At 41.8% G+C, this 19,685-nt stretch carries 22 protein-coding genes; 8 read left to right on the forward strand and 14 right to left on the reverse strand.

What is annotated here, in order from left to right; translation table 11 throughout:
• Positions 1-123 precede the first annotated feature (123 nt).
• Positions 124-1,650, forward strand: coding sequence for a SulP family inorganic anion transporter (locus GUA46_RS02755; RefSeq protein WP_176619199.1), 1,527 nt, complete (start codon positions 124-126; stop codon positions 1,648-1,650).
• 3 nt (positions 1,651-1,653) lie between these two features.
• Here GUA46_RS02755 and GUA46_RS02760 read toward each other — a convergent pair whose 3' ends face one another.
• From GUA46_RS02760 to GUA46_RS02800, 9 genes are all read right to left on the reverse strand, one after another.
• Entirely contained in the window at positions 1,654-2,250 is a 597-nt protein-coding gene (locus GUA46_RS02760) for a DinB family protein (RefSeq protein WP_218109496.1), read from the reverse strand.
• 9 nt (positions 2,251-2,259) lie between these two features.
• Positions 2,260-3,129, reverse strand: coding sequence for a YciI family protein (locus GUA46_RS02765; RefSeq protein ID WP_218109497.1), 870 nt, complete (start codon positions 3,127-3,129; stop codon positions 2,260-2,262).
• Between the two features lie 40 nt (positions 3,130-3,169).
• A complete protein-coding gene (locus GUA46_RS02770) occupies positions 3,170-3,649 on the reverse strand; it encodes a hypothetical protein (protein WP_108245782.1) in 480 nt (159 codons plus the stop codon).
• Between the two features lie 2 nt (positions 3,650-3,651).
• Positions 3,652-4,467: an META domain-containing protein gene (locus tag GUA46_RS02775; RefSeq protein ID WP_176619200.1), complete on the reverse strand. Its 816-nt coding sequence runs from the start codon at positions 4,465-4,467 to the stop codon at positions 3,652-3,654.
• Positions 4,467-4,883 carry an META domain-containing protein gene (locus tag GUA46_RS02780; protein WP_176619201.1) on the reverse strand — a complete coding sequence of 139 codons (417 nt, stop codon included), beginning with the start codon at positions 4,881-4,883 and terminating at the stop codon, positions 4,467-4,469. Before GUA46_RS02780 ends, GUA46_RS02775 begins: the two co-directional genes overlap by 1 nt.
• 91 nt (positions 4,884-4,974) lie before the next feature.
• Complete coding sequence (locus GUA46_RS02785; RefSeq protein ID WP_176619202.1) at positions 4,975-5,682, reverse strand: membrane or secreted protein; 708 nt, start codon at positions 5,680-5,682, stop codon at positions 4,975-4,977.
• An 83-nt stretch (positions 5,683-5,765) separates the two neighbouring features.
• Positions 5,766-6,245 (reverse strand): c-type cytochrome, encoded by a 480-nt coding sequence (locus tag GUA46_RS02790; RefSeq protein WP_108245786.1) that lies wholly within the window; start codon positions 6,243-6,245, stop codon positions 5,766-5,768.
• Positions 6,246-6,362: 117 nt separating this feature from the next.
• Complete coding sequence (locus GUA46_RS02795) at positions 6,363-7,322, reverse strand: YheT family hydrolase (protein ID WP_176619203.1); 960 nt, start codon at positions 7,320-7,322, stop codon at positions 6,363-6,365.
• Between the two features lie 4 nt (positions 7,323-7,326).
• On the reverse strand, positions 7,327-8,304 hold the full coding sequence (locus tag GUA46_RS02800; RefSeq protein ID WP_176619204.1) for an NAD(P)H-dependent flavin oxidoreductase: 978 nt from the start codon (positions 8,302-8,304) through the stop codon (positions 7,327-7,329).
• A gap of 118 nt (positions 8,305-8,422) precedes the next feature.
• Between GUA46_RS02800 and GUA46_RS02805 the strand changes: the two genes are divergently transcribed.
• The gene (locus GUA46_RS02805; protein ID WP_108245789.1) at positions 8,423-8,905 is read left to right on the forward strand and encodes an acyl-CoA thioesterase; all 483 of its coding nucleotides are present in this window, start codon (positions 8,423-8,425) and stop codon (positions 8,903-8,905) included.
• A 9-nt stretch (positions 8,906-8,914) separates the two neighbouring features.
• Here the strand turns inward: GUA46_RS02805 and GUA46_RS02810 are convergent, their stop codons facing one another.
• From GUA46_RS02810 to GUA46_RS02820, 3 genes are all read right to left on the reverse strand, one after another.
• A complete protein-coding gene (locus tag GUA46_RS02810) occupies positions 8,915-9,592 on the reverse strand; it encodes an SMI1/KNR4 family protein (RefSeq protein WP_176619205.1) in 678 nt (225 codons plus the stop codon).
• Positions 9,593-10,107: 515 nt separating this feature from the next.
• Entirely contained in the window at positions 10,108-10,998 is an 891-nt protein-coding gene (locus tag GUA46_RS02815; protein ID WP_176619206.1) for a DMT family transporter, read from the reverse strand.
• On the reverse strand, positions 10,998-11,348 hold the full coding sequence (locus tag GUA46_RS02820; RefSeq protein WP_176619207.1) for an arsenate reductase family protein: 351 nt from the start codon (positions 11,346-11,348) through the stop codon (positions 10,998-11,000). The genes GUA46_RS02815 and GUA46_RS02820 overlap by 1 nt, the downstream gene beginning before the upstream one ends.
• 179 nt (positions 11,349-11,527) lie before the next feature.
• On the opposite strand from GUA46_RS02820, the gene GUA46_RS02825 reads away from it, so the two are divergent.
• Together GUA46_RS02825 and GUA46_RS02830 are read left to right on the forward strand one after the other, a co-directional pair.
• The gene (locus tag GUA46_RS02825) at positions 11,528-11,992 is read left to right on the forward strand and encodes a DinB family protein (protein WP_108245794.1); all 465 of its coding nucleotides are present in this window, start codon (positions 11,528-11,530) and stop codon (positions 11,990-11,992) included.
• Between the two features lie 105 nt (positions 11,993-12,097).
• On the forward strand, positions 12,098-12,649 hold the full coding sequence (locus tag GUA46_RS02830; protein ID WP_176619208.1) for a conjugal transfer protein TraO: 552 nt from the start codon (positions 12,098-12,100) through the stop codon (positions 12,647-12,649).
• Positions 12,650-12,657: 8 nt separating this feature from the next.
• Here GUA46_RS02830 and GUA46_RS02835 read toward each other — a convergent pair whose 3' ends face one another.
• The gene (locus GUA46_RS02835) at positions 12,658-13,398 is read right to left on the reverse strand and encodes a DUF3298 and DUF4163 domain-containing protein (RefSeq protein WP_176619209.1); all 741 of its coding nucleotides are present in this window, start codon (positions 13,396-13,398) and stop codon (positions 12,658-12,660) included.
• Between the two features lie 74 nt (positions 13,399-13,472).
• Here GUA46_RS02835 and GUA46_RS02840 point away from each other — a divergent pair, with 74 nt between their 5' ends.
• The 4 genes from GUA46_RS02840 to GUA46_RS02855 all read left to right on the forward strand — a co-directional run bounded on the left by GUA46_RS02840 (position 13,473) and on the right by GUA46_RS02855 (position 19,338).
• On the forward strand, positions 13,473-14,627 hold the full coding sequence (locus GUA46_RS02840; RefSeq protein ID WP_176619210.1) for a cystathionine gamma-synthase: 1,155 nt from the start codon (positions 13,473-13,475) through the stop codon (positions 14,625-14,627).
• 139 nt (positions 14,628-14,766) lie between these two features.
• The gene (gene gdhA, locus GUA46_RS02845) at positions 14,767-16,107 is read left to right on the forward strand and encodes an NADP-specific glutamate dehydrogenase (protein WP_176619541.1); all 1,341 of its coding nucleotides are present in this window, start codon (positions 14,767-14,769) and stop codon (positions 16,105-16,107) included.
• Between the two features lie 89 nt (positions 16,108-16,196).
• Complete coding sequence (recO, locus tag GUA46_RS02850; RefSeq protein ID WP_176619211.1) at positions 16,197-16,916, forward strand: DNA repair protein RecO; 720 nt, start codon at positions 16,197-16,199, stop codon at positions 16,914-16,916.
• Position 16,917: 1 nt separating this feature from the next.
• Complete coding sequence (locus GUA46_RS02855; RefSeq protein WP_176619212.1) at positions 16,918-19,338, forward strand: TonB-dependent receptor; 2,421 nt, start codon at positions 16,918-16,920, stop codon at positions 19,336-19,338.
• A gap of 52 nt (positions 19,339-19,390) precedes the next feature.
• Here the strand turns inward: GUA46_RS02855 and GUA46_RS02860 are convergent, their stop codons facing one another.
• Positions 19,391-19,672 carry an ATP synthase subunit B family protein gene (locus GUA46_RS02860; RefSeq protein ID WP_176619213.1) on the reverse strand — a complete coding sequence of 94 codons (282 nt, stop codon included), beginning with the start codon at positions 19,670-19,672 and terminating at the stop codon, positions 19,391-19,393.
• Between the last annotated feature and the right edge of the window lie 13 nt (positions 19,673-19,685).

Here is a 19,685-nt window from a genome sequence, read left to right on the forward strand (position 1 = left end):
GTCTGTTCGGAGAAAAGTTATTGGGGCTTACTAACTGGTAGATTATCAAATTCTTAAAAATTTCCGTGTGATTAGGGTCTTGCATTTAATAATGCTATTTTTGCGCGCTTCAAGAAAGAAGCCATGAAAAAGTATCTCAACCTTTTCGATTTTTCACAAAAAGTAAACTACCGAACAGAAATTTTATCGGGTCTTACCGTAGCACTTGCCTTGGTGCCCGAGGCCATTGCCTTTGCCTTTATTGCAGGTTTGTCCCCCTTAACAGGTTTGTACGCAGCTTTTGTAATGGGATTGGTCACTTCCATTTTGGGAGGTCGTCCTGGAATGATTTCTGGAGCTACGGGAGCCGTAGCGGTTGTAATCGTAACTTTGGCACAGCAATATGGTGTTGAATATGTGTTCGCTACCGTAATTCTTGCTGGAATTTTGCAGATGATAGCAGGCTTGTTGCGATTGGGTAAATTGATGCGATTGGTGCCTCACCCAGTTATTTTTGGATTTGTGAATGGTTTGGCGGTTATCATCTTTATGTCGCAGATGAGCCAGTTCCAAACAGCGGATGGTGAATGGTTGAGCGGAAGCACACTTTATATTTTCTTGGGATTGGTGCTGTTGACCATGGTGGTGATTTGGGGACTTCCTAAGTTGACCAAAGTAATTCCGGCATCATTGGCCGCAATTCTTCTGGTATTCGGAATTGTATTTTTCTTTGGATTGGATACACGCACCATTGGGGATATCGCTTCCATTGAAGGAACATTTCCCCCATTTCATATTCCTGATCTACCATTTACATTGGAAACTTTGCAAATTATTTTTCCATACGCAGCAATCGTGGCAGGTGTTGGCTTGATCGAGAGTTTGTTGACCCTGAACATTGTGGATGAAATTACCGAAACCCGAGGTCGTGGTAATAAAGAAGCTGTTGCACAGGGCACGGCCAACATTCTTTCCGGTCTCTTTTCAGGGATGGGAGGATGTGCTATGATCGGTCAAAGTTTGATCAATACCTCCAACGGCGCGCGTGCACGTCTTTCAGGAATTTTTGCAGCTTTAATGTTGCTGGTATTCATCATGTTCGGTTCCAGCTTGATTGAAAAAGTGCCGATGGCCGCATTAACAGGATTAATGATCATGGTGGCATTGGGAACTTTCGAATGGGCAAGTTTAAAGACGTTCCGCAGAATGCCAAAATCAGATGTGTTGGTGATGGTACTGGTGACTTTGGTGACCGTATTCCTCCATAACCTGGCCTTGGCAGTGTTGGTGGGAGTTATTATTTCCGCCTTGGTATTTGCTTGGGACAACGCCAAACGCATCCGTGCCAGAAAAAGCATTAATGATGACGGAGTAAAACATTATGAGATCTACGGTCCTTTATTCTTTGGGAGTACCACATTGTTTGCCGAAAAGTTTGATGTACTGAACGACCCCGAAGAAGTGGTGATTGACTTTGCAGAAAGTAGATTGGTAGATATGTCCGCCATTGAGGCCGTGAACAAAATCACAGAGCGCTACCGAAAAGTAGGCAAAAAAGTACACTTGAAACATTTGAGCCGTGACTGTAGACGCTTGCTGGCCAATGCCGATGACATTATCGAAGTGAACGTATTGGAAGACCCTACCTATAAGGTTGTGGTTGACAATTAATGGCTATTCACGAGTTTTCCCAAGGAAGACGTTTACATTTGGATTTTGTGGATTACCACTGACACGCCGCATCAAAACTACTTGACCGGTATGATGGATGCAATCCGTAATCATACCATTGATCATGTTCCAATACGGAAATTCGGATGTTTTGTCACCTTGCTTAAAAATCACCTTGTAGTTTTCTATATCCTTTTCCGTTGCGCCCAAAACTTTTTTGCTAGCTGCTTTGAGGTTTTTGAGTGTCAATGTGCGCAATTCTTCAAAAGATAATTGGGGTGGGTTTTTGGGTTTTTCAAAAGGTTTTGCATCCGGGGCCAATAGAATATTATTGGACATTACATTGATGTGTTCCACCGTTTCAAAAATGGATCGTCCATTTTCTGATGCCCTGTAGGTAAGGTCGTCATCCGTCAAACCTTCGGTTGCCCAGTAAAATCGATAGCCCAATCCATCTATCATTCTTGAGATTAGGTTTCCTGGGCTAAAATCAGATGGGTATTCAGGTATTTCTCTATATGGCAGCATGGATTCTTGCGCTTCAATATTATGATTGATCATGAAAATAAATAGGATTAAAAAATAGAGCAGTTTCTTCATTTTGGACCATTAATCGGTAATTGATTTCTTTTGTAAGGTCATTCCAATTTTTGCCACCTCCATCAGTGCTGCAGACCCGTACCATTCTTTGAGTTCCATCACCAGACTTCCCGCTTTAATGGCTGGGTCGGTCTCGGTAAGGGATTTTGCCTCTTCCAACGTTTCCACATCAAAAATATAGATGCCACGTAAGTCATCATTTCCGAAAAAGGGACCGGCAAGGATTAATTTTCCTTGTTCTGCCAGCCGCATAATGTTTTGCAAATGGGCATTTTGTAATTGGGTAGCTTCTTCTTTTGGAAGGCTACGGTTGGGTCCTCGTTTTAAAAAAGCGAAAATGTATTTTTTCATGCCATAATCATCCGCTCCATATTTAGATGCTTTGTCGGCATCGTAAACATAGCCTTCTCCACTTTTCGGGAAGGTGTTTACGGAGTTCACGATACGAAATACTTGGCCTCCAGGTGCATGAAAATAGTAGTACTTGGAATGGTCTTGATATTTTTCGACATTGGGCAACAGAGGTGCGGCTCCGTAATCTTTGATGGTTCCTACAATGCTCTGGTATTCAAAAGCAGGCACCAAGAGAGCCAATTGCATGGATTTATGGAATTGGGTGGAATCAAGCACTTCTGCTTTGGGGTGGTATGCAAACTTCACAAAACCACCATCATCAAAATGTACAAGATCCGCATTTTCCTCGGATTCGATTTTTCGTCCAAGGGTATTCCCGAAAAATGATTTTATAGCGTTTCTATCGCTTTTAAGCGCATTTACCTTGGCCTGTCCTTTAAACACAATGGTTAAATCGGATGCGGTTTGGGCCTTGCTGCCAAGGAAGAATAGAAAAACCAGTGCAAATGCTGCTCTTGCTTTCATAGCTTAAATGTTAGTATCCAAAATATGATGTTTTTCCGATTTACTTCTGATCGCATTCAGTTTTGGTCAAAGGCATTGAAGAACTAAAGCTTATGTTGTCCTTGTCTTTGAAGCCTGTGCCCGTTTCATCCAGTTCGCCGAATCCTTCGATAAGTTGATTTTCTTTGACTAAAAAAGCGACTTCACGGGAACTTTCCAGTCCCTCTGACATAAAGTAGTAGCTTCCGATAAGCACGCTGTCCTTTAAGACACCCGAAAAAGTCCCTGTGTTTGCATCCTTTTCTTTGAAAGCATAATTGAGATTGCCCATGATCGAGTCATTGATTTCGGTGATTTCCAAAACAACTTTACTGCCGTTTTCATTGTAAGCATAGCAACCAACTTGCAAGCTGGGTGCGGGGGATTTTTCAACCGTTTCTTCTTTGGTTTCCAAAATGGTTTCCTCTTCTTCTTTTTTTTCGTTGTTCTTACAGCTTACAAAAACTGTGGTCAATAGTAAAGCAACAATTATTTTTCTCATGATCAATCTATTTTTTTAAATACCAATAAATTCTCCTTGGAGCCATTGGACAAATACAATCTGTTATTTTCAATTTTATAGGAAGTGGCCGATTGCAAGGCCATAAGGAATTCGGATTCTTTTTCCATGCCGGGACATGCCATTCGGGTTGATGCCACCTGCGTAAAGCGTAGCACGTCATTTTCATAAAACAGGCTGCCCGTCATTCTATTACAGCCTGAAAAACCAGAGAACCTATTGTCATTGATGTTGACTTCCATATTGGGAACATCACGGCCACTAAAGTCATCTTTGGAGACCGAAGTCCCTTTCATTTCTTCCAATACCCAAATATCGTGTAGCCTGTAGTCGGTAATATATGAACCGCAGCCTTCCAAAACACGGATTTCTCCACCACCAGTACTTTTGTATGAAACGGTTACGGTATAGGGCGATACTGCTCCCGACATGGCATTGGTGCATTCCTTATGTGAGATGATTACATCCATTTCGGTGGCTTCGGTCTTGATTCGGAACATCTTAATATTGGCATCTTGGGCTTTGATGGCTTCCGAAGGAGGGGTGGTTATGGTATCCTCCATGGTCTGCAGTTGAACCTTATCGCCGTAGATTTTTAGGCCCCAGAATGGCTCGGTACCAGTGGCCTTAAAGTAACTGCCGTCCGGTTGCACGGCCAAGGGTTCCATGGTTCGTTTTTCTTCGATTTGAACGGTATCCGCCGAAATTTCTTCGGATGCTTCGGTCGGATCTTGTTTCTTTTTCTCGGCACAATTCAAAAAAATGAGGAAAATACCAGCTAGGAATAGAGCTCTTTTCATTACTCAACTTTTTTAAATCGCATCATCGGAACTTCACCAACCAACAGATTAAGTTTGCCGTCCTCAAAGGAATAACCATCTATTTTTTTCATCATTTCAAGAAATTGTCGTTCGCTACCTCCGCAGAACATCATAGTGGTCGGGCCAGGGTCGCCGAAAACTATGGTATTTTCTGCAAGTTCGTAATCAGCAGAGTAACCGTTGCAACTATCGGTGCCCGATACTTTGCCTGATTCTTTATCAAAAGTAATCTGTGGTTTTTTCTCCGGAAAAAGTCCTTCAAAAGCGATACGTGGCCCAGAAATATATTCAAGTTCCCAAGTAGTTCCATACAGCGCTTCCGCACTAGACTTCGCTTCACCGCAAGATTCTGCCAGCAAAATGGCAGAAAAAAATAGGATAATGGTAGTTTTCATTTTGACAGAAATTAATGGTTAATGTTTCAGAAAAATACTAAAAAATCCCCATTGTTTGATTTTACGTGGTTATGGTTGGATTAAATCTCCATTATAACTTTCGTTTGCTCCACACTTCATAAATGGGGTCTCCTTTGCTGCTTAGACCAGAATGATGCCAATCTCCCTCTTTTAACTCATAATTGAATTCCAAACTGGCCCCGACCCTAGAATCGTCCCTAGAAAAGAAACCGATGTTTTCAATGTATTTTCCGTCAATGGTGGTATATGTACCTCCTCCGGTTCCCATAAACTCTTTGGTTTCGGTATTGTATGCTATCCATTGAAACCGGGTACCTGATAGAATCTTCATGGTTTTACGTGGTCCTGAGGTGTCGCGTTTTACGATTTCGCCATCACGCTTTCGGCCCGATATCAACCATGCACCAAAAAGGTCTCCAGGGGTTCCATCATCAACATGGGTCCAAGTAGTTCCATCCAATTGAAGGTTGAGATCCCCCAATTTATAGACTTTAGACTCCATTTCTCCCACCGTTTCGGGGTGTTGCGTGGAAAACTCATAAGTGAATTCAATGTTTTCATCTGTTGCAGCATAGCTGCCGCCTTTGGTTCCCAAGAATTTTCCATCGGCTTTCTCAAAAAAGGCCTCTGAAAAAAAATCACCGGTTAAAATAAGAATGTGTTCCACTTTTTGTCCATCATCGGACGATTCTGTATAAGTCCACGCACCAAGCAAATCTTGGGCTGCCAGGATAGATCCAGTTAAGGAACATAACACTAATAACATTACTTTTTTCATTACCTAAAGTTTGTATTAAGGTAATAAAAAAAAGCTGCTGTTTTTCTAAAACAGCAGCCCTTACATATAATAGAGTTGGTTTGTTACAGTGTTCTCAAGTACTCGGCAACGTCCCTTGCTTCGTCTTCTGTAAGATTTTGATTGAGCATAATGGCGTTGTTGTATTCTTTTAACAAGGCTTTTGCAATAGGGTCTTCTTTCAGCATTCCATCAGGGTTAAGAATCATGTTCATCACCCATTCTGGACTTCTTCTATCATAAACGCCCTTTAAAGCTGGGCCGATCATGCGTTGGTCTATCATGTGACAAGCGACACAAATGGCATCAAATTTTGCTTTGCCGCGAGCGGCCATCTCATCATTGATTTCTTCAGGGAACTCAAGGTCGGTTATAGGGCCCACACCTTTGTTGTCCAAATCAACGGGCACACCTTCTTTAGATTGTGCTTTGGTATCTTCAGTTTTGGTGCGGCTTACTTCAAAACCATCTTTTTTCTCTTCTTTTTTACCTCCGCAACTCACTATCATGGCTCCTAAGGCCAAGAACATTACAATTTTTTTCATTCTGATTCTATTGAAGTTTGTTTGTGTAATCTAAGGCACTAAGATAGGTAATTAGCCATTAATAATCCGGGTGTTTTTGTGTAGATCATCACAATACCGCTTATGAAAACGTTTGAATTATAGGGAATCGAAAAAATCCAACGCTCTTTTTTCTGTGTAGGTGACGTTATTTTTGCCCCAAAAACCTACATGACCACCAAATGTTGGGGTTTCTAAATAAAGTGAAGGATTTTCCTCTGTTTCTTTAAATGGAAAACATTCCTTGCCCAAAAACGAATCGTTTTTCGCGTTGATGATCAAGCTTGGAACTTGAATGGTAGGTAAAAATTGGAGTGAACTGGATTTTTGATAATAGTCAATAGCATCTCTAAAACCATGGGCTCGACTGGTGTAGATATCGTCAAAATCTTTTAAGGTCTTAATTTTTTTGATGTCGGAATCGGTGATTTTTTCAGGAAACAGCTGCTGTTTTTGGCGAAGTTTGGTCAATAGGTTTCCTTTGAACCTGATGGCGTACAATATATTTTTTGGACTTAGTAATTGCTTGCAGGAATCATAAAGATTGCAAGGAACCGAGACAGCCACGGCACCCTTCAATTGCTTTGGAACATCGTTGCCCTCGCCTAAATATTTGAGCAATAGGTTACCTCCTAAACTGAAGCCCTTCAAATAAATTTCCGAGTAATTTTTAGTGTTCAGGATGTGATCGATTACTTCCCTTAAGTCTTCCGTTGCCCCGGAATGATACGAACGATAGGTTGTATTGGTTTCTCCGCTACAGCTGCGATAATTCACGGCACAGGTATCATACCCATTTTGATTCAGTATTTTGGCGCTCCCTGTAATGTAGGGACGCTGGGCATCTCCTTCCAGTCCATGGAGCAAGATCACTAATTTTTGGGTGGGAGCGGATGAATCGCTCCAATCGAGATCTAAAAAATCGACATCTGAAAGAATGATACGCTCCCTTTTTTGAACAACACCATTCACCGAACGTATAATGCCGGAATAAATGGTAGCAAAATGTCCACTTCTAAAAAGAAATGGGGGCAAATAATTGGAAGTAAGTTGGGGCATTCGATTATTCCTTTGGATATATGTTTAAGAGCTCTGCCTGAGCTTGAATCGCCATTTTGAAATCTTCTTTCAAATTATCGACAAGTTCGGATACCGGTAATATATTGTCAATGGTAGTTACACCTTGTCCGGCCGACCAAATGGTTTTCCATGCTTTGGCCTCGGTATCGAGTTCTTTCCCGAAATCTATTTTTGTGTCTTTTTTCAGGTCTTCCTCCGTTACTCCTGCTGCCTTTAGGCTTGCGGCCAAGAAATTGGCATGCACACCGGAAATAGCTGCAGTGTAGACTACATCGCTGGCACCTGCTTCAATGATCATTTTTCGGTACTCTTCCGTGGCCTTGCTTTCTACCGTGTTGATAAAACGGGTGCCCATATAGGCAAGGTCGGCTCCCATTTGTAAAGCAGAAGCAATGTCCCTTCCCGTACTGATACATCCCGAAAGGATGATGGTCTTGTCAAAGAATTTCTTGACTTCGGCAATCAAACTCATTGGGTTTATCGTACCCCCATGTCCGCCCGCACCGGCAGAGACTAAAATGAGACCGTCCACACCGGCTTCGGCAGCTTTTTCCGCATGTCGCTTTTTTATGATGTCATGAAAGACCAAACCACCATAACTGTGAATGGCATCTACCACCTGACTTACGGCGCCGAGGGAGGTAATAACCAATGGAACCTGATGTTTGATGCATAGTTTCACATCGGCCTCCAGCCTTGGGTTGGTGGGGTGTACCACTAAATTGACACCAAACGGGGCCGCTTTTTTACCGGTTTCCTCTTCAAAGGCCTTCAACTCCGATTTTATTTGGACGAGCCATTCCTCAAAACCTTCGCTTGTCCGTTGATTTAGGGCGGGGAAAGTACCCACAATCCCATTTTTGCAACATTCCACCACCAATTTTGGTCCCGAAATCAGGAACATTGGGGCAGCAATAACAGGAAGCGATAGATTTTTGATGAATTCAGCTTTTTGGCTCATGGTTCTTGTGTTTTAGCTATGATTAAAAATAGGAACAATTCTTCTTTCAATTTGGAATCAGTTTCCAAAACTATGGTATTTTTACAATTATTATGCATGCATAACAAAACAACCCACTATGTTTTTTAAAGAATTTGAGATCAGATGGAGCGATACGGACGCTAATCGACATTTGGCGAATTCGGCCTATATCAATTTTATGAGCCACACCCGAATGGCCTATTTGGGATTGCTTGGCTTCAATCAAAAAAGTATGGGCGCCCATAATATTGGACCGGTGGTCTTTTATGAACACGTGTACTATTTTAAAGAAGCTTTTCCAGGGATGCCAGTAAAGGTTTCTTTAGAGTTTGTTGGTATGAGCAAGGATGGGAGGTTCTTTGAGTTTAGGCACAACTTTTATGATCATAACGGCAAAAACTTTGCCCGTTGTGAGATGATGGGTGCCTGGATCGATTTAAAGAGCAGAAAACTTACAGGTTTGCCCGATGAATTCTTGAATTCTTTTGAATCGATGGAAAAGGCGGAGGATTTTAAAATTTTGACCAAAGAAGATACCCGAAAGCATGTTCAAGTGCCAAAGGATATCGAAATTTTATAAGGGAGTGTTTCAATTTTTGGGGTAGCCGAACCAGCTCGGAGTGATTGTGATCAATTTTCCTGAGATAATTTCATCGAGCCAGCCTTCATACCAATCCAAAAAGTTAGTGTATTCAGAAAATCGCGGAGGTATCTGTTCCCCTCTATCCATGTTTACTACTCTGCCTTTGTAAGGTCCGTTCAAAACTAGCGCGTGTATGTAAGAGCAACCTTGCGAACCAATAGGCAATAGGCCGCCATAAAGATTACCGTTTAATTCTTCGTAATCTTCATCTGTAATATCATCATCATAAAGTGAATCGGTCATTTTATCCCATTGTATTGTTGACATGTTTGGGTATATGGAACAACTTTTTTTTAAATGCTGCTCAACCTTACCGTGTATCAGGTCATCCAAATTCTCTCCGACAGGGTAAATACCAAAAAAAGGACCTGCACCAGAACATAGATAGGACCTTCCGCCGTTACCAATATTAAGCACGAACGATTTATAGCACTCTGGCAATTGTATTTCGTAATGTTGTTCAATGGCATCAATAATGGAACAGGATGCAGGGGCATTTAATTCGTACCGATGACTGCCAGCCCCGAATACCTTGTAAAGATGATCTCTTTCTTTTGCGCGTTGTAATTTTTTTTTGAGACGAGCAATTTGTCCGTGGCACATGGTGTAATCGATTGTTTTCAAGGGGTACAATTTTAGTAGGGAAAGTTGTTTCGCGTTTGATTTGATTTCTCTTGAAGCTTCTTTTTTTTGATGTATTGCTTTATTCCTACGTTATATATAAAAAAGAGGAAAAAACAGGTAATCAAAACTGTCATGGCGATATCATAAACGGACATTTTGGGCTGGTTCAAACGAAAAATAAATCCGATGTGGCCATCAAGTTGAAAAGGGGCCTCAATTTGTTTGGTTTTATAGCTTTCGGGGATGGCTTTAAGAATTGCTTTATCAAGAACCTCAACCATTATATAAAAGCCACCAAGGTGCAATAATGGATTAATTTTATATGCCTTATTAAGGATAGCGTAAAGGGCCATGTACAATGCAAAAATGAACATGCCAATAAGAATACCGATTAAAATCATAACGTACTTCAGAGTAAATAATCGGATAAAGATAATCGGTGAGTGCCCTACTAAAACCCCTTAATTGACGAATGCGCCGGTTGAGTTGACGAATGCCCTATTACAATTGGCAGCCTATTTCCTTTTCGGTTTTTTGCTGGCCAGATATACGCCAACCAGAACAAAGCACATGGCTGTAACCTTGACCAAGGTAAGGTGGTCTTTTCCCGAAAAAAGAGCAAAAAGTATCCCCACCAAGGGCTGCATATAAATAAATGCACCTACCGATGAGGCCTTGAGTTGGGTAAGCGCAAAAATATTGAAGAGATAGGTCAAAAACGTAGTGCCGATTACGACAAAAGCTATGGAACCATATGCCCAAAGAGGCATAGAAGACCATTGCACTTCTAAAACTTGGGGAAGGGTTATGGGAAGATTGATGACAAAGGCTACTGTAAAGAGCCATTTCATGATGGAGAAGGGGTGGTATTTCTCAATCAATTTTTTTACCAATATTAAGTAAGAGCCGTAAGCGGTTGCATTTATAATGAACAAAAAATTGCCCAAAGGTATGTTTGGGGCATCTTGGCGAGCTTCCGCTCCAAAAAGAACCAAGCCGACTGCGCCAACAAAGCCCATGAAAATACCAAGTCCTTTGTTCAGGGTGATTTTTTCGCTTAAAAAAAGCGCAGAAAGAGCCACTACTATAATGGGCGATACGGTAACTAGTACAGCACTGTTTATTGGCGTTGAAAGCTCCAGTCCCTTAAAAAACGACAACATGTTTATGGACATGCCCAACAATGCACATGCGAGCATACGTCCCCAATCACGTTTTTCAATTTTTTCCTTGGGGCCAAAAATGGAAATCAACCAGAAAAGAATGGCAGCTCCGCCGACCCTTAAAAAAATGAACCCAAAGGGTCGTACATGAGTGGGCATGACCCCTTTGGCCACAGTATGGTTTATACCGTAAATAACGGTTGCTCCAATAGCGGCAAAAATGGCCAGCGTTCTTTTGTTCATCAATGTATAGCTTCCTTGCCGGCTTCGACCGTTTTTTTCGAGTTTCCAACAAAAATCTGGTCGCCCACTATAATCACAGGTCTTTTCAGAAAAGTGTAGTGCTCCAGAATTAAATTTTTATAGTCTTTTTCCGAAAGCTCTTTTTCGTGAAGTCCCCTTTGTCTGAACAACATGGCCCTTCTGCTAAAAAGGGACTCATAACTTCCGCTCAACGCCTCCATTTGTTCCAATTGTTCAGGTGTAATGGGTTCGGATTTGATTTCTTGGAGCTCCACTCCATCCAAAGGTTCCAATTCTTTCAAAATACGTTTACAGGTAGAGCAACTGCCCAGATGGTATATCTTTTTCATTGTTGTAGTGTTGGATTTACAAAGGACGTTAAAAATCGATCAAAAGCCATTACGAAGATGTAAATTCAACAGCTTTTGAAGGTGTTGTTTGTTTTTAGGCATGGGACAAGGAAATTCATTCAAGATTTTAGGGCTAATTTTGCAATGCGATAGGATAGCCAATTAAATTGAATAGGATTATGGAAAAAACATTTGATATTATATTGAAGAACAGAAAAATATTGCATGATTTTCTACAGAACACCCCCAAAGAAGATTTGTTCAAGGTCCCGGAGGGATTCAACAATAATATTTGGTGGAACATCGCCCACGTGGTGGTTACTCCCCAATTGCTGATGTATAAATTGAGCGGTCTGGACTTTACCATTGAGGAAGAATTGGTCAATAAGTACAGAAAAGGGACTTTCCCAGAAGGTGAACCCTCCGATGAAGAGAAAGAGAAAATAAGCGCTTATTTATTTAGTACCATAAAGCATATCCAATTGGATTATGAGCATGGTAAGTTTAAGAATTTTCAGGAATACATGACCACTCCCAAAATCGGTTTGAGTAGTCCAGAAGATGCGCTTTCCTTTAATGTTTTTCATGAGGGGCTTCATCTCGGGGCCATCCTTGCCTTAAAAAAGGCATTGGCCAGGAACTAGTTTTTCTTTTAGTGTTTTTCTAAAAATTGACTGGGTAAATCTAACACAAAGGAAATCAGTTATATTTGGTGGCAAATTATATTAAGAACCCAAATCTTAATCACAATGAAACACTACCATTTATGCTTTTGGCTGCTACTGGCTGCCACGATTTTTCCTGTACAACAAAGTTTTTCCCAAAGGAGTTATTTGTCCATCGGGGCGGTACCAACATATAAAACGGATGGGTACGGGATTCAACTCAATGCAAATCATTACCATAGTGCCATCGATTATTTACAGGTGTCCTTGGTGGCCACATTTTCGAAGGAAAAACCAAACGCTGGCGTGGAATTTCCGTATGATGATTACTGGCTGAACTTCGGTTATTTTACCACTATCCTAACTTCAAAAAAGCGAGGCATCTCCTTTTATTTTGGAGGTGGCCCTTCGGTGGGTTATAAACACATCAATAATGGAGAAACCAATTTTGCATTTGATGCCATAGAAGCCGAGAGCAGTTTTATATATGGCGCCTATGCATCTTTTGAAATGGATTTTTTTGTTTCCGATGCCTTTTCTTTGATAGTTCCCATTAACGGATACTATCATTTTAATAGCGACCTAAATGATTCCACGCTGCTCTTGGGAGCTGGACTGCGCTATTATTTTAAGTAGAAAGATTTTTAAAGTTTTACCTTTCGTTCTAAGAACGGATTGACTTCGTTGTACGGCAATACCAGAACAATTGGGCCATCTGCATAAGAAGCGACTTCGTATTGATTATAAATGAGTTGAAGTCCTTCCGTTGTGTACCCCACATTGTTGGATAGATGAAATGAGTCTCCCTCGAACATAAATCCCGTGGCATTGATATTTTTGCTTACTGGGATCTCCTCCTGCTTACGGAACTTCTCTTCCGCAAAATCTTCAAAGCCCTCGTAGTCGGTAAAAAGTTCTGCATTTTCAAGCTCTTTGCCCGTCTGTTTGTCAAAATTTAAATAAGATGTTGAGGCGTAGCCATGAGCACCGCCCGTAAATGAGTACGAGGTTAATATCAACGTGACCACATTTTCGTCTTCATAGATTACCTCGCCATCAATAGTGGCTTCCCACTGGATTTCATCGGGGAATTTGGTCTTAAGCTCCTTGTAGCTATCCGTAAAAGATTGTAGAGCCTTGTCCATCGTGTCAATCGTCCTGTCTTCGGAAAAAGACATAATGCTTATGATTTCCTCCCTCAACGAACGATTTATGGCTTCGGAAACAGGGGAGTCGTCCAATGCATTGGGAATGTTGATGGCTATTTTTGGACAATCCGCACAGGTTTCGCCCAGCAATTGCGTAGGTTCAAAAGTAAGCTTGCTCTCCGTTTGGCAACTCATCAAGGCACCTAGGAAAAGTATAGTGGCTATATATTTTTTCATGATTTGAGGTTTTGGGTCATCAAAAATAATACTTCGGAAAGATAACGATACATTTGTATGAAGATAGTTTCAACATGGGCAAAAAAGAGTTAAAATTCAATAGCAAAGCAATTCACGGAGGACAGCAGCCCGATGCTGCCTATGGAGCGGTAATGCCGCCCATTTATCAAACTTCCACGTATGCACAGCCCACTCCGGGCGGACATAAAGGGTATGAATATTCCAGAGGTGCTAATCCTACGCGGACCGCCTTGGAAAATGCAGTGGCAAGTTTGGAGAACGGCAAATTTGGTATGGCCTTCGGCAGTGGAATGGCGGCAATAGATGCGGTTTTGAAGTTATTGACTCCCGGTGATGAGGTTATCTGTACCAGCGACCTGTATGGGGGCAGTTACCGACTTTTTAAGGGCGTATATGAGAAATTTAGAATCAAGTTCCGTTTTTCTGATATGGTGGATATGGATGAACTTGCTTCCCAAATCACCGAAAGCACCAAACTGATTTGGGTGGAGACGCCTACTAACCCCATGATGAATATTATTGATATTGAAGCCGTTTCCAAGGTTTCCAAACAGTACGGTTTATTGTTGACGGTGGATAATACCTTTGCTACCCCTTACCTGCAACGTCCTTTGGATTTAGGTGCCGATATTGTTATGCATTCCGCGACCAAATATTTGGCGGGACATAGCGATGTAGTTGTTGGAGCCTTAACTGTAAAGGATGAGAAACTGGCCGACCAATTATATTTTATTCAAAAATCGAGCGGAGGCATCTGTGGGCCCATGGATAGTTTTTTGACCCTACGTGGTATAAAAACGCTCCACGTGCGTATGCAGCGCCATTGTGAAAATGCGGAGCAAGTGGCCAAATATTTGGAGGGCCACCCTAATATGGATAAGGTATACTGGCCCGGCTTCGAGCACCATCCAAATCATAAAGTTGCCAAAAAGCAAATGGAAGGTTTTGGCGGAATGATTTCCTTTGTGCCCAAAGGCGGAGGTTATGAGAATGCCATTAAAATTGTAGAGAACCTTCAACTATTTACCCTTGCGGAATCGTTAGGAGGTGTCGAGAGTTTGGTGGGACATCCAGCAAGTATGTCGCATGGAAGTATCCCTAAAGAAGAACGAGAGAAAAATGGGGTGGTAGATGCATTGATCAGGTTGAGCATAGGGATAGAAGATGTGGAAGATTTAATAAATGATTTGGAACAGGCCCTTAACTAAAATATTTTGAAAAATTTATAAAAAATAAATATTCAAATTATTGAAATAATATAATTTTGCCCTCAGAATAACAATTCAATAAAAAATCGCTTTTTGTAAGCGGAAAGACAAATAATTTTATCCGTATATGGAAGAAAGAATAGAAGATAAGATAAAAGGGTTTATGGATGAGGTGATTTCCAGGAATGGTCACGAGCCCGAATTCATCCAAGCAGTACAAGAGGTTGCCGAGACCGTAATACCTTATATTGTTCAGCACGACATCTATCATGGGAAGAACATTCTATTAAGAATGGTAGAGCCAGAGCGATTGATATCGTTCCGTGTGGCATGGGTAGATGATGATGGCGAAATTCACGTTAACCGTGGATACCGAATCCAAATGAACTCGGCCATTGGCCCTTACAAAGGTGGACTTCGTTTTCACCCAACAGTAAATGCCAGCGTTCTTAAATTCTTGGCATTCGAGCAAGTATTCAAGAACAGCTTAACTACCCTGCCCATGGGTGGCGGAAAAGGTGGTTCAGATTTTAACCCAAAAGGGAAATCCGACGATGAGATCATGCGTTTTTGCCACGCTTTTATGACAGAGCTGTGCAGGCACATTGGTCCAAATACCGATATTCCCGCAGGGGACATCGGTGTAGGTGCCCGTGAAATCGGTTTCTTGTTCGGTATGTATAAGAAAATCCGTAACGAGTTTACCGGGGTATTGACAGGAAAAGGGCTTTCTTGGGGAGGATCTTTGATTCGTCCCGAAGCTACCGGTTATGGTACGGTTTACTTTGCCGACAGTATGCTAAAGACCAAAAACGAAACTTTTGAAGGTAAAAAAGTCGTGATTTCAGGTTCTGGTAACGTGGCGCAATACGCAGCTGAAAAGGTGCTTCATCTAGGAGGTAAGGTATTGACACTTTCCGATTCTGCAGGATACATCTACGATAAAGATGGTATTGATGAGGAAAAACTAGCGTTTGTAATGGACTTGAAGAACAACAAGCGCGGAAGAATTTCTGAATATGCAGATAAATATGCCTCTGCCGAATACCACTCGGGAGAGACCCCATGGAAAGTTGAGTGTGATATAGCGTTGCCTTGTGCCACTCAGAACGAATTGAACGGGGATGATGCAAAAACGTTGATTAAAAATGGTTGTATCGCGGTAGCTGAAGGCGCTAACATGCCATCAACACCAGAAGCGATACATGCATTCCACGACGCCAAGATTCTGTTTGCTCCAGGTAAAGCATCAAACGCAGGAGGTGTTGCCACTTCAGGATTGGAAATGTCGCAGAACTCATTGCGTATCAGCTGGACCAGGGAAGAAGTTGATAAACGACTCAAAGGAATCATGTCCGATATACATGATGCTTGTATGCAGTACGGGGACGAGGACGGATATTGCAATTATGTAAAAGGAGCCAATATTGCTGGCTTTGTAAAGGTTGCAGATGCCATGTTGGCCCAAGGAGTGATATAACATAAAGCCATCTAGAATGGTTTTTGGTTGGCAGTTACCAGAAGGAGTGGTTACATTTACACTTCTGGTAACTGCTTTTTTATTCGCACATGCAAGTCACAACAAAGGCCATAGTTCTTTCCTCCCTAAAATATGGGGATACCAGTCTTATAGTTAGAGCTTTCACACAATCAGATGGCGTAAAATCCTATTTGCTCAAAGGCGTACTTGCTTCCAAAAAGGCGAAAATCCGCCCGGCCTATTTTCTTCCTTTGATGCAACTGGAAATAGTGGCGACCCATAAGAACAAAGGAACTCTGGAAAGTATGCGAGATGTTAAGGTAGCAGTGCCTTATCAAACAATGCATACCGATGTGGTCAAAAATAGTGTAGTCCTTTTTTTGGCCGAAATGTTGGGCAACAGTATACAGGAACAAGAGCAGGACGAGAGTCTTTTTAACTATTTGGAATATGCGTTTCAATGGATGGATTTGCATCCGCTATCATCCAATTTTCATATTCTGTTTTTATTGAATTTGACCAAGTATTTGGGGTTCTATCCTGATACTTCATATCAAAACTCGCCTTTTTTTGATTTGTTGGAAGGGAGCTTTAGCAAAACACCATCGCTTAATCCATTGATTCAGAGTGAGAACCTGCAAAGTTTTAAGAAATTTTTAGGCACGGATTTTGTGGCATTACAAACGATCCAACTAACTAAGTCTAACAGGCGAGAACTCTTAAAAATAATGATCCAGTATTATGGTCTTCATGTGCACGGATTTCGTGAACCAAAGTCACTCGCCGTTTTAAATGCAGTTTTTACGTAAAATGCAAAACCTAAAACCAACCTTAACCCTAATTCTTTTCTTATTAACCTTACACTTGTATGCTCAAGAAGTAACCGTACTGGATGCCGATTCGGGAATACCGGTGGACAATATCGCCATTTTTAACAAAGACCAGACCAAAACCACTGTCACCGATGCCAATGGTAAGGGGGATTTGGATATTTTCGGCCCCAATGAAAAAATAACGTTCAAGCACATCAGCTACGAACCTTATTCCACTACAAAAAGCCAAATTGATAGAAGGGGCAACCGGGTCTATCTTTTTTTAAAGACCGAGGAACTTCAGGAAGTGGTCATGTCCGTTTCTAAATGGGAACAGCAAAAAAAGCACATTCCTCAAAAGATAGAGACCTTTGATGCCCGTAATATTGCCTTCACTGCACCACAAACATCGGCAGACCTATTGCAGAATAGTGGAAAGATTTTTGTGCAAAAAAGCCAATTGGGTGGAGGTAGCCCCATGATCAGGGGATTTGCCACCAATAGAATTTTATTGTCCGTGGATGGAGTACGTATGAACAACGCCATTTTCAGGGGCGGAAACCTTCAGAATGTAATATCCGTTGACCCGTTTACCATTAAAAAAACCGAGGTAACCTTCGGTCCGGGTTCCGTAATCTATGGTAGCGATGCTATAGGTGGTGTCATGAACTTTTATACCCAGCAACCGCGTTTTTCCTACGCGGATAGTTTGGCATTTTCAGGAAATGTCAATTACCGATATTCCTCGGCCAACAATGAGAACACTGCCCATGTGGATTTTAATTTTGGCAAGCAAAAATGGGCATCGTACACCAGTTTTACCTATAACAATTTTGATGATTTGAAAATGGGGGAGCATGGTCCGGATTCCTATTTGCGACCCAATTATGTAATCAGTGAGAATGGTATCGATGTACTGGTAGATAACAACGACCCTAAAAAACAGGTCACTTCAGGATATGACCAGGTCAATTTTCTTCAAAAGTTCACCTACCGCCCCAATAGCACATGGAACTACGATTTGGGGCTGTATTATTCGGAAACTTCTGATTATTCAAGATATGATAGATTGATTCGGCCGAACAGGGATGGGGACGGACTTCGTTCCGCAGAATGGTATTATGGCCCACAGAAATGGTTTATGGGGAACTTTCAAATCACCCAAAAAGGAAAGAATAAATTTTATGATGGGGTAAAATTGACCACCGCCTATCAATTTTTTGAGGAAAGTAGGCATGATCGTGGGTTTCAGGATGCCGAGCTATATTCCACCCGCGAAAAAGTTGATGCCTTATCCGTAAACTTGGATTTTGAAAACAAGAAAATCGGGGCGCTCAACCTATATTATGGAGCCGAGTACGTTTTTAACAAAGTCCATTCCATGGGCAGTATGCGCAATATAGAAACCGATGAAGTTGAGGAGACCGCATCAAGGTATCCTGATGGGTCCACATGGCAAACCTTGGCAGGATACATCAATGGGGAGTACCAATTAAAGCCTAATCTTTCACTCTTATCAGGAATTCGTTACAGTCAAGTTTGGGTGGATGCGACCTTTGATAACACCTATTACCCATTTCCTTTTGATGAAGCGGATATTGTAACGGGAGCGCTTACCGGGAGTTTGGGGCTAAGTTGGTTTCCTAGGTCTGACCTTCAGGTGACTTTGAACGGTTCCACCGGATTCAGGGCACCGAACATTGATGATATCGGTAAAATATTCGATTCCGAACCCGGTTCGGTCGTGGTTCCAAATCCAGATTTAGAACCGGAATATGCGTACAACGGCGAACTGGGTCTAAGAAAAAACTTTAATGATGTTTTAGTTCTCAAAGGAGCGGCCTACTATACGTATCTTGTAGATGCACTGGTCCGAAGGGATTTTTCTTTTGGAGGCCAGACCGAAATTGAATACAATGGCGAACCAAGTAATGTTCAGGCCATCCAAAACGCGGCCAGGGCTTATGTTTATGGATTTGAATTTGGTATGGAGGCCTATTTTAATGAGCATCTGTCGCTAAATTCAAATCTAACGTTGACGGAAGGTGTGGAAGAAGATGACGATGGAACCGATAGCCCATCAAGACACGCTGCACCTACCTTTGGTGATGTTCATCTTATATGGCAAGACCAAAAGTTGAAAGCAGATATTTTTGTCAATTATAATGGGGAGGTGAGCAATGATGATTTGGCCCTTTCAGAACAAAGTAAGACCTACATGTATGCAAGCGATGCCAATGGCGACCCTTTTTCACCATCTTGGTATACGCTCAACTTTAGATCGCAATATCAAATAACCACAGCATTAAAGGCTTCCGTTAGTCTGGAGAACATGACCAATCAAAGGTATCGAATGTATTCCTCGGGAATCGCCGCCCCGGGCACGAATCTTATTTTGGCATTGGGTTATGTTTTTTAAAAAAATAAAGGCTCGGATTTTCCGAGCCTTTATCTTTTTTTTGCGCGCTTGTCTACATACTATCGATGGCTTTTTTTGCAGCATCCTTCATTTCCTCTCCTGCCTTTTTAATGCTATCCAATGCCTTTTGGCCCTCTTCTTTTACATCTTTGCTCGCCTTTTCTATCGCATCGGCAGCATCTTCCGTGGCTTCTTTGAGGCCCTCTCCAGCTTCTTCGAGCGCTTTGGCTGCATCTTCAGAAGCCTGTTTTGCTTTGTCTTCCGAGTCCTTGCAAGAGGTGAGTACGGATAAGGATAAAGTCAATGCCATTGCGGCAAACAGTACTTTTTTCATAATCTTGATGGTT

The organism is Flagellimonas chongwuensis, assembly GCF_013376415.1.
Taxonomy (GTDB): Bacteria; Bacteroidota; Bacteroidia; order Flavobacteriales; family Flavobacteriaceae; genus Flagellimonas; species Flagellimonas chongwuensis.

Coding starts and splice junctions, on each gene's coding strand:
- GUA46_RS02755 (WP_176619199.1), top strand. CDS start 124: ATGAAAAAGTATCTCAACCTTTTCGATTTTTCACAAAAAGTAAACTAC.
- GUA46_RS02760 (WP_218109496.1), bottom strand. CDS start 2,250: ATGAAGAAACTGCTCTATTTTTTAATCCTATTTATTTTCATGATCAAT.
- GUA46_RS02765 (WP_218109497.1), bottom strand. CDS start 3,129: ATGAAAGCAAGAGCAGCATTTGCACTGGTTTTTCTATTCTTCCTTGGC.
- GUA46_RS02770 (WP_108245782.1), bottom strand. CDS start 3,649: ATGAGAAAAATAATTGTTGCTTTACTATTGACCACAGTTTTTGTAAGC.
- GUA46_RS02775 (WP_176619200.1), bottom strand. CDS start 4,467: ATGAAAAGAGCTCTATTCCTAGCTGGTATTTTCCTCATTTTTTTGAAT.
- GUA46_RS02780 (WP_176619201.1), bottom strand. CDS start 4,883: ATGAAAACTACCATTATCCTATTTTTTTCTGCCATTTTGCTGGCAGAA.
- GUA46_RS02785 (WP_176619202.1), bottom strand. CDS start 5,682: ATGAAAAAAGTAATGTTATTAGTGTTATGTTCCTTAACTGGATCTATC.
- GUA46_RS02790 (WP_108245786.1), bottom strand. CDS start 6,245: ATGAAAAAAATTGTAATGTTCTTGGCCTTAGGAGCCATGATAGTGAGT.
- GUA46_RS02795 (WP_176619203.1), bottom strand. CDS start 7,322: ATGCCCCAACTTACTTCCAATTATTTGCCCCCATTTCTTTTTAGAAGT.
- GUA46_RS02800 (WP_176619204.1), bottom strand. CDS start 8,304: ATGAGCCAAAAAGCTGAATTCATCAAAAATCTATCGCTTCCTGTTATT.
- GUA46_RS02805 (WP_108245789.1), top strand. CDS start 8,423: ATGTTTTTTAAAGAATTTGAGATCAGATGGAGCGATACGGACGCTAAT.
- GUA46_RS02815 (WP_176619206.1), bottom strand. CDS start 10,998: ATGAACAAAAGAACGCTGGCCATTTTTGCCGCTATTGGAGCAACCGTT.
- GUA46_RS02820 (WP_176619207.1), bottom strand. CDS start 11,348: ATGAAAAAGATATACCATCTGGGCAGTTGCTCTACCTGTAAACGTATT.
- GUA46_RS02825 (WP_108245794.1), top strand. CDS start 11,528: ATGGAAAAAACATTTGATATTATATTGAAGAACAGAAAAATATTGCAT.
- GUA46_RS02830 (WP_176619208.1), top strand. CDS start 12,098: ATGAAACACTACCATTTATGCTTTTGGCTGCTACTGGCTGCCACGATT.
- GUA46_RS02835 (WP_176619209.1), bottom strand. CDS start 13,398: ATGAAAAAATATATAGCCACTATACTTTTCCTAGGTGCCTTGATGAGT.
- GUA46_RS02840 (WP_176619210.1), top strand. CDS start 13,473: ATGGGCAAAAAAGAGTTAAAATTCAATAGCAAAGCAATTCACGGAGGA.
- recO (WP_176619211.1), top strand. CDS start 16,197: ATGCAAGTCACAACAAAGGCCATAGTTCTTTCCTCCCTAAAATATGGG.
- GUA46_RS02855 (WP_176619212.1), top strand. CDS start 16,918: ATGCAAAACCTAAAACCAACCTTAACCCTAATTCTTTTCTTATTAACC.
- GUA46_RS02860 (WP_176619213.1), bottom strand. CDS start 19,672: ATGAAAAAAGTACTGTTTGCCGCAATGGCATTGACTTTATCCTTATCC.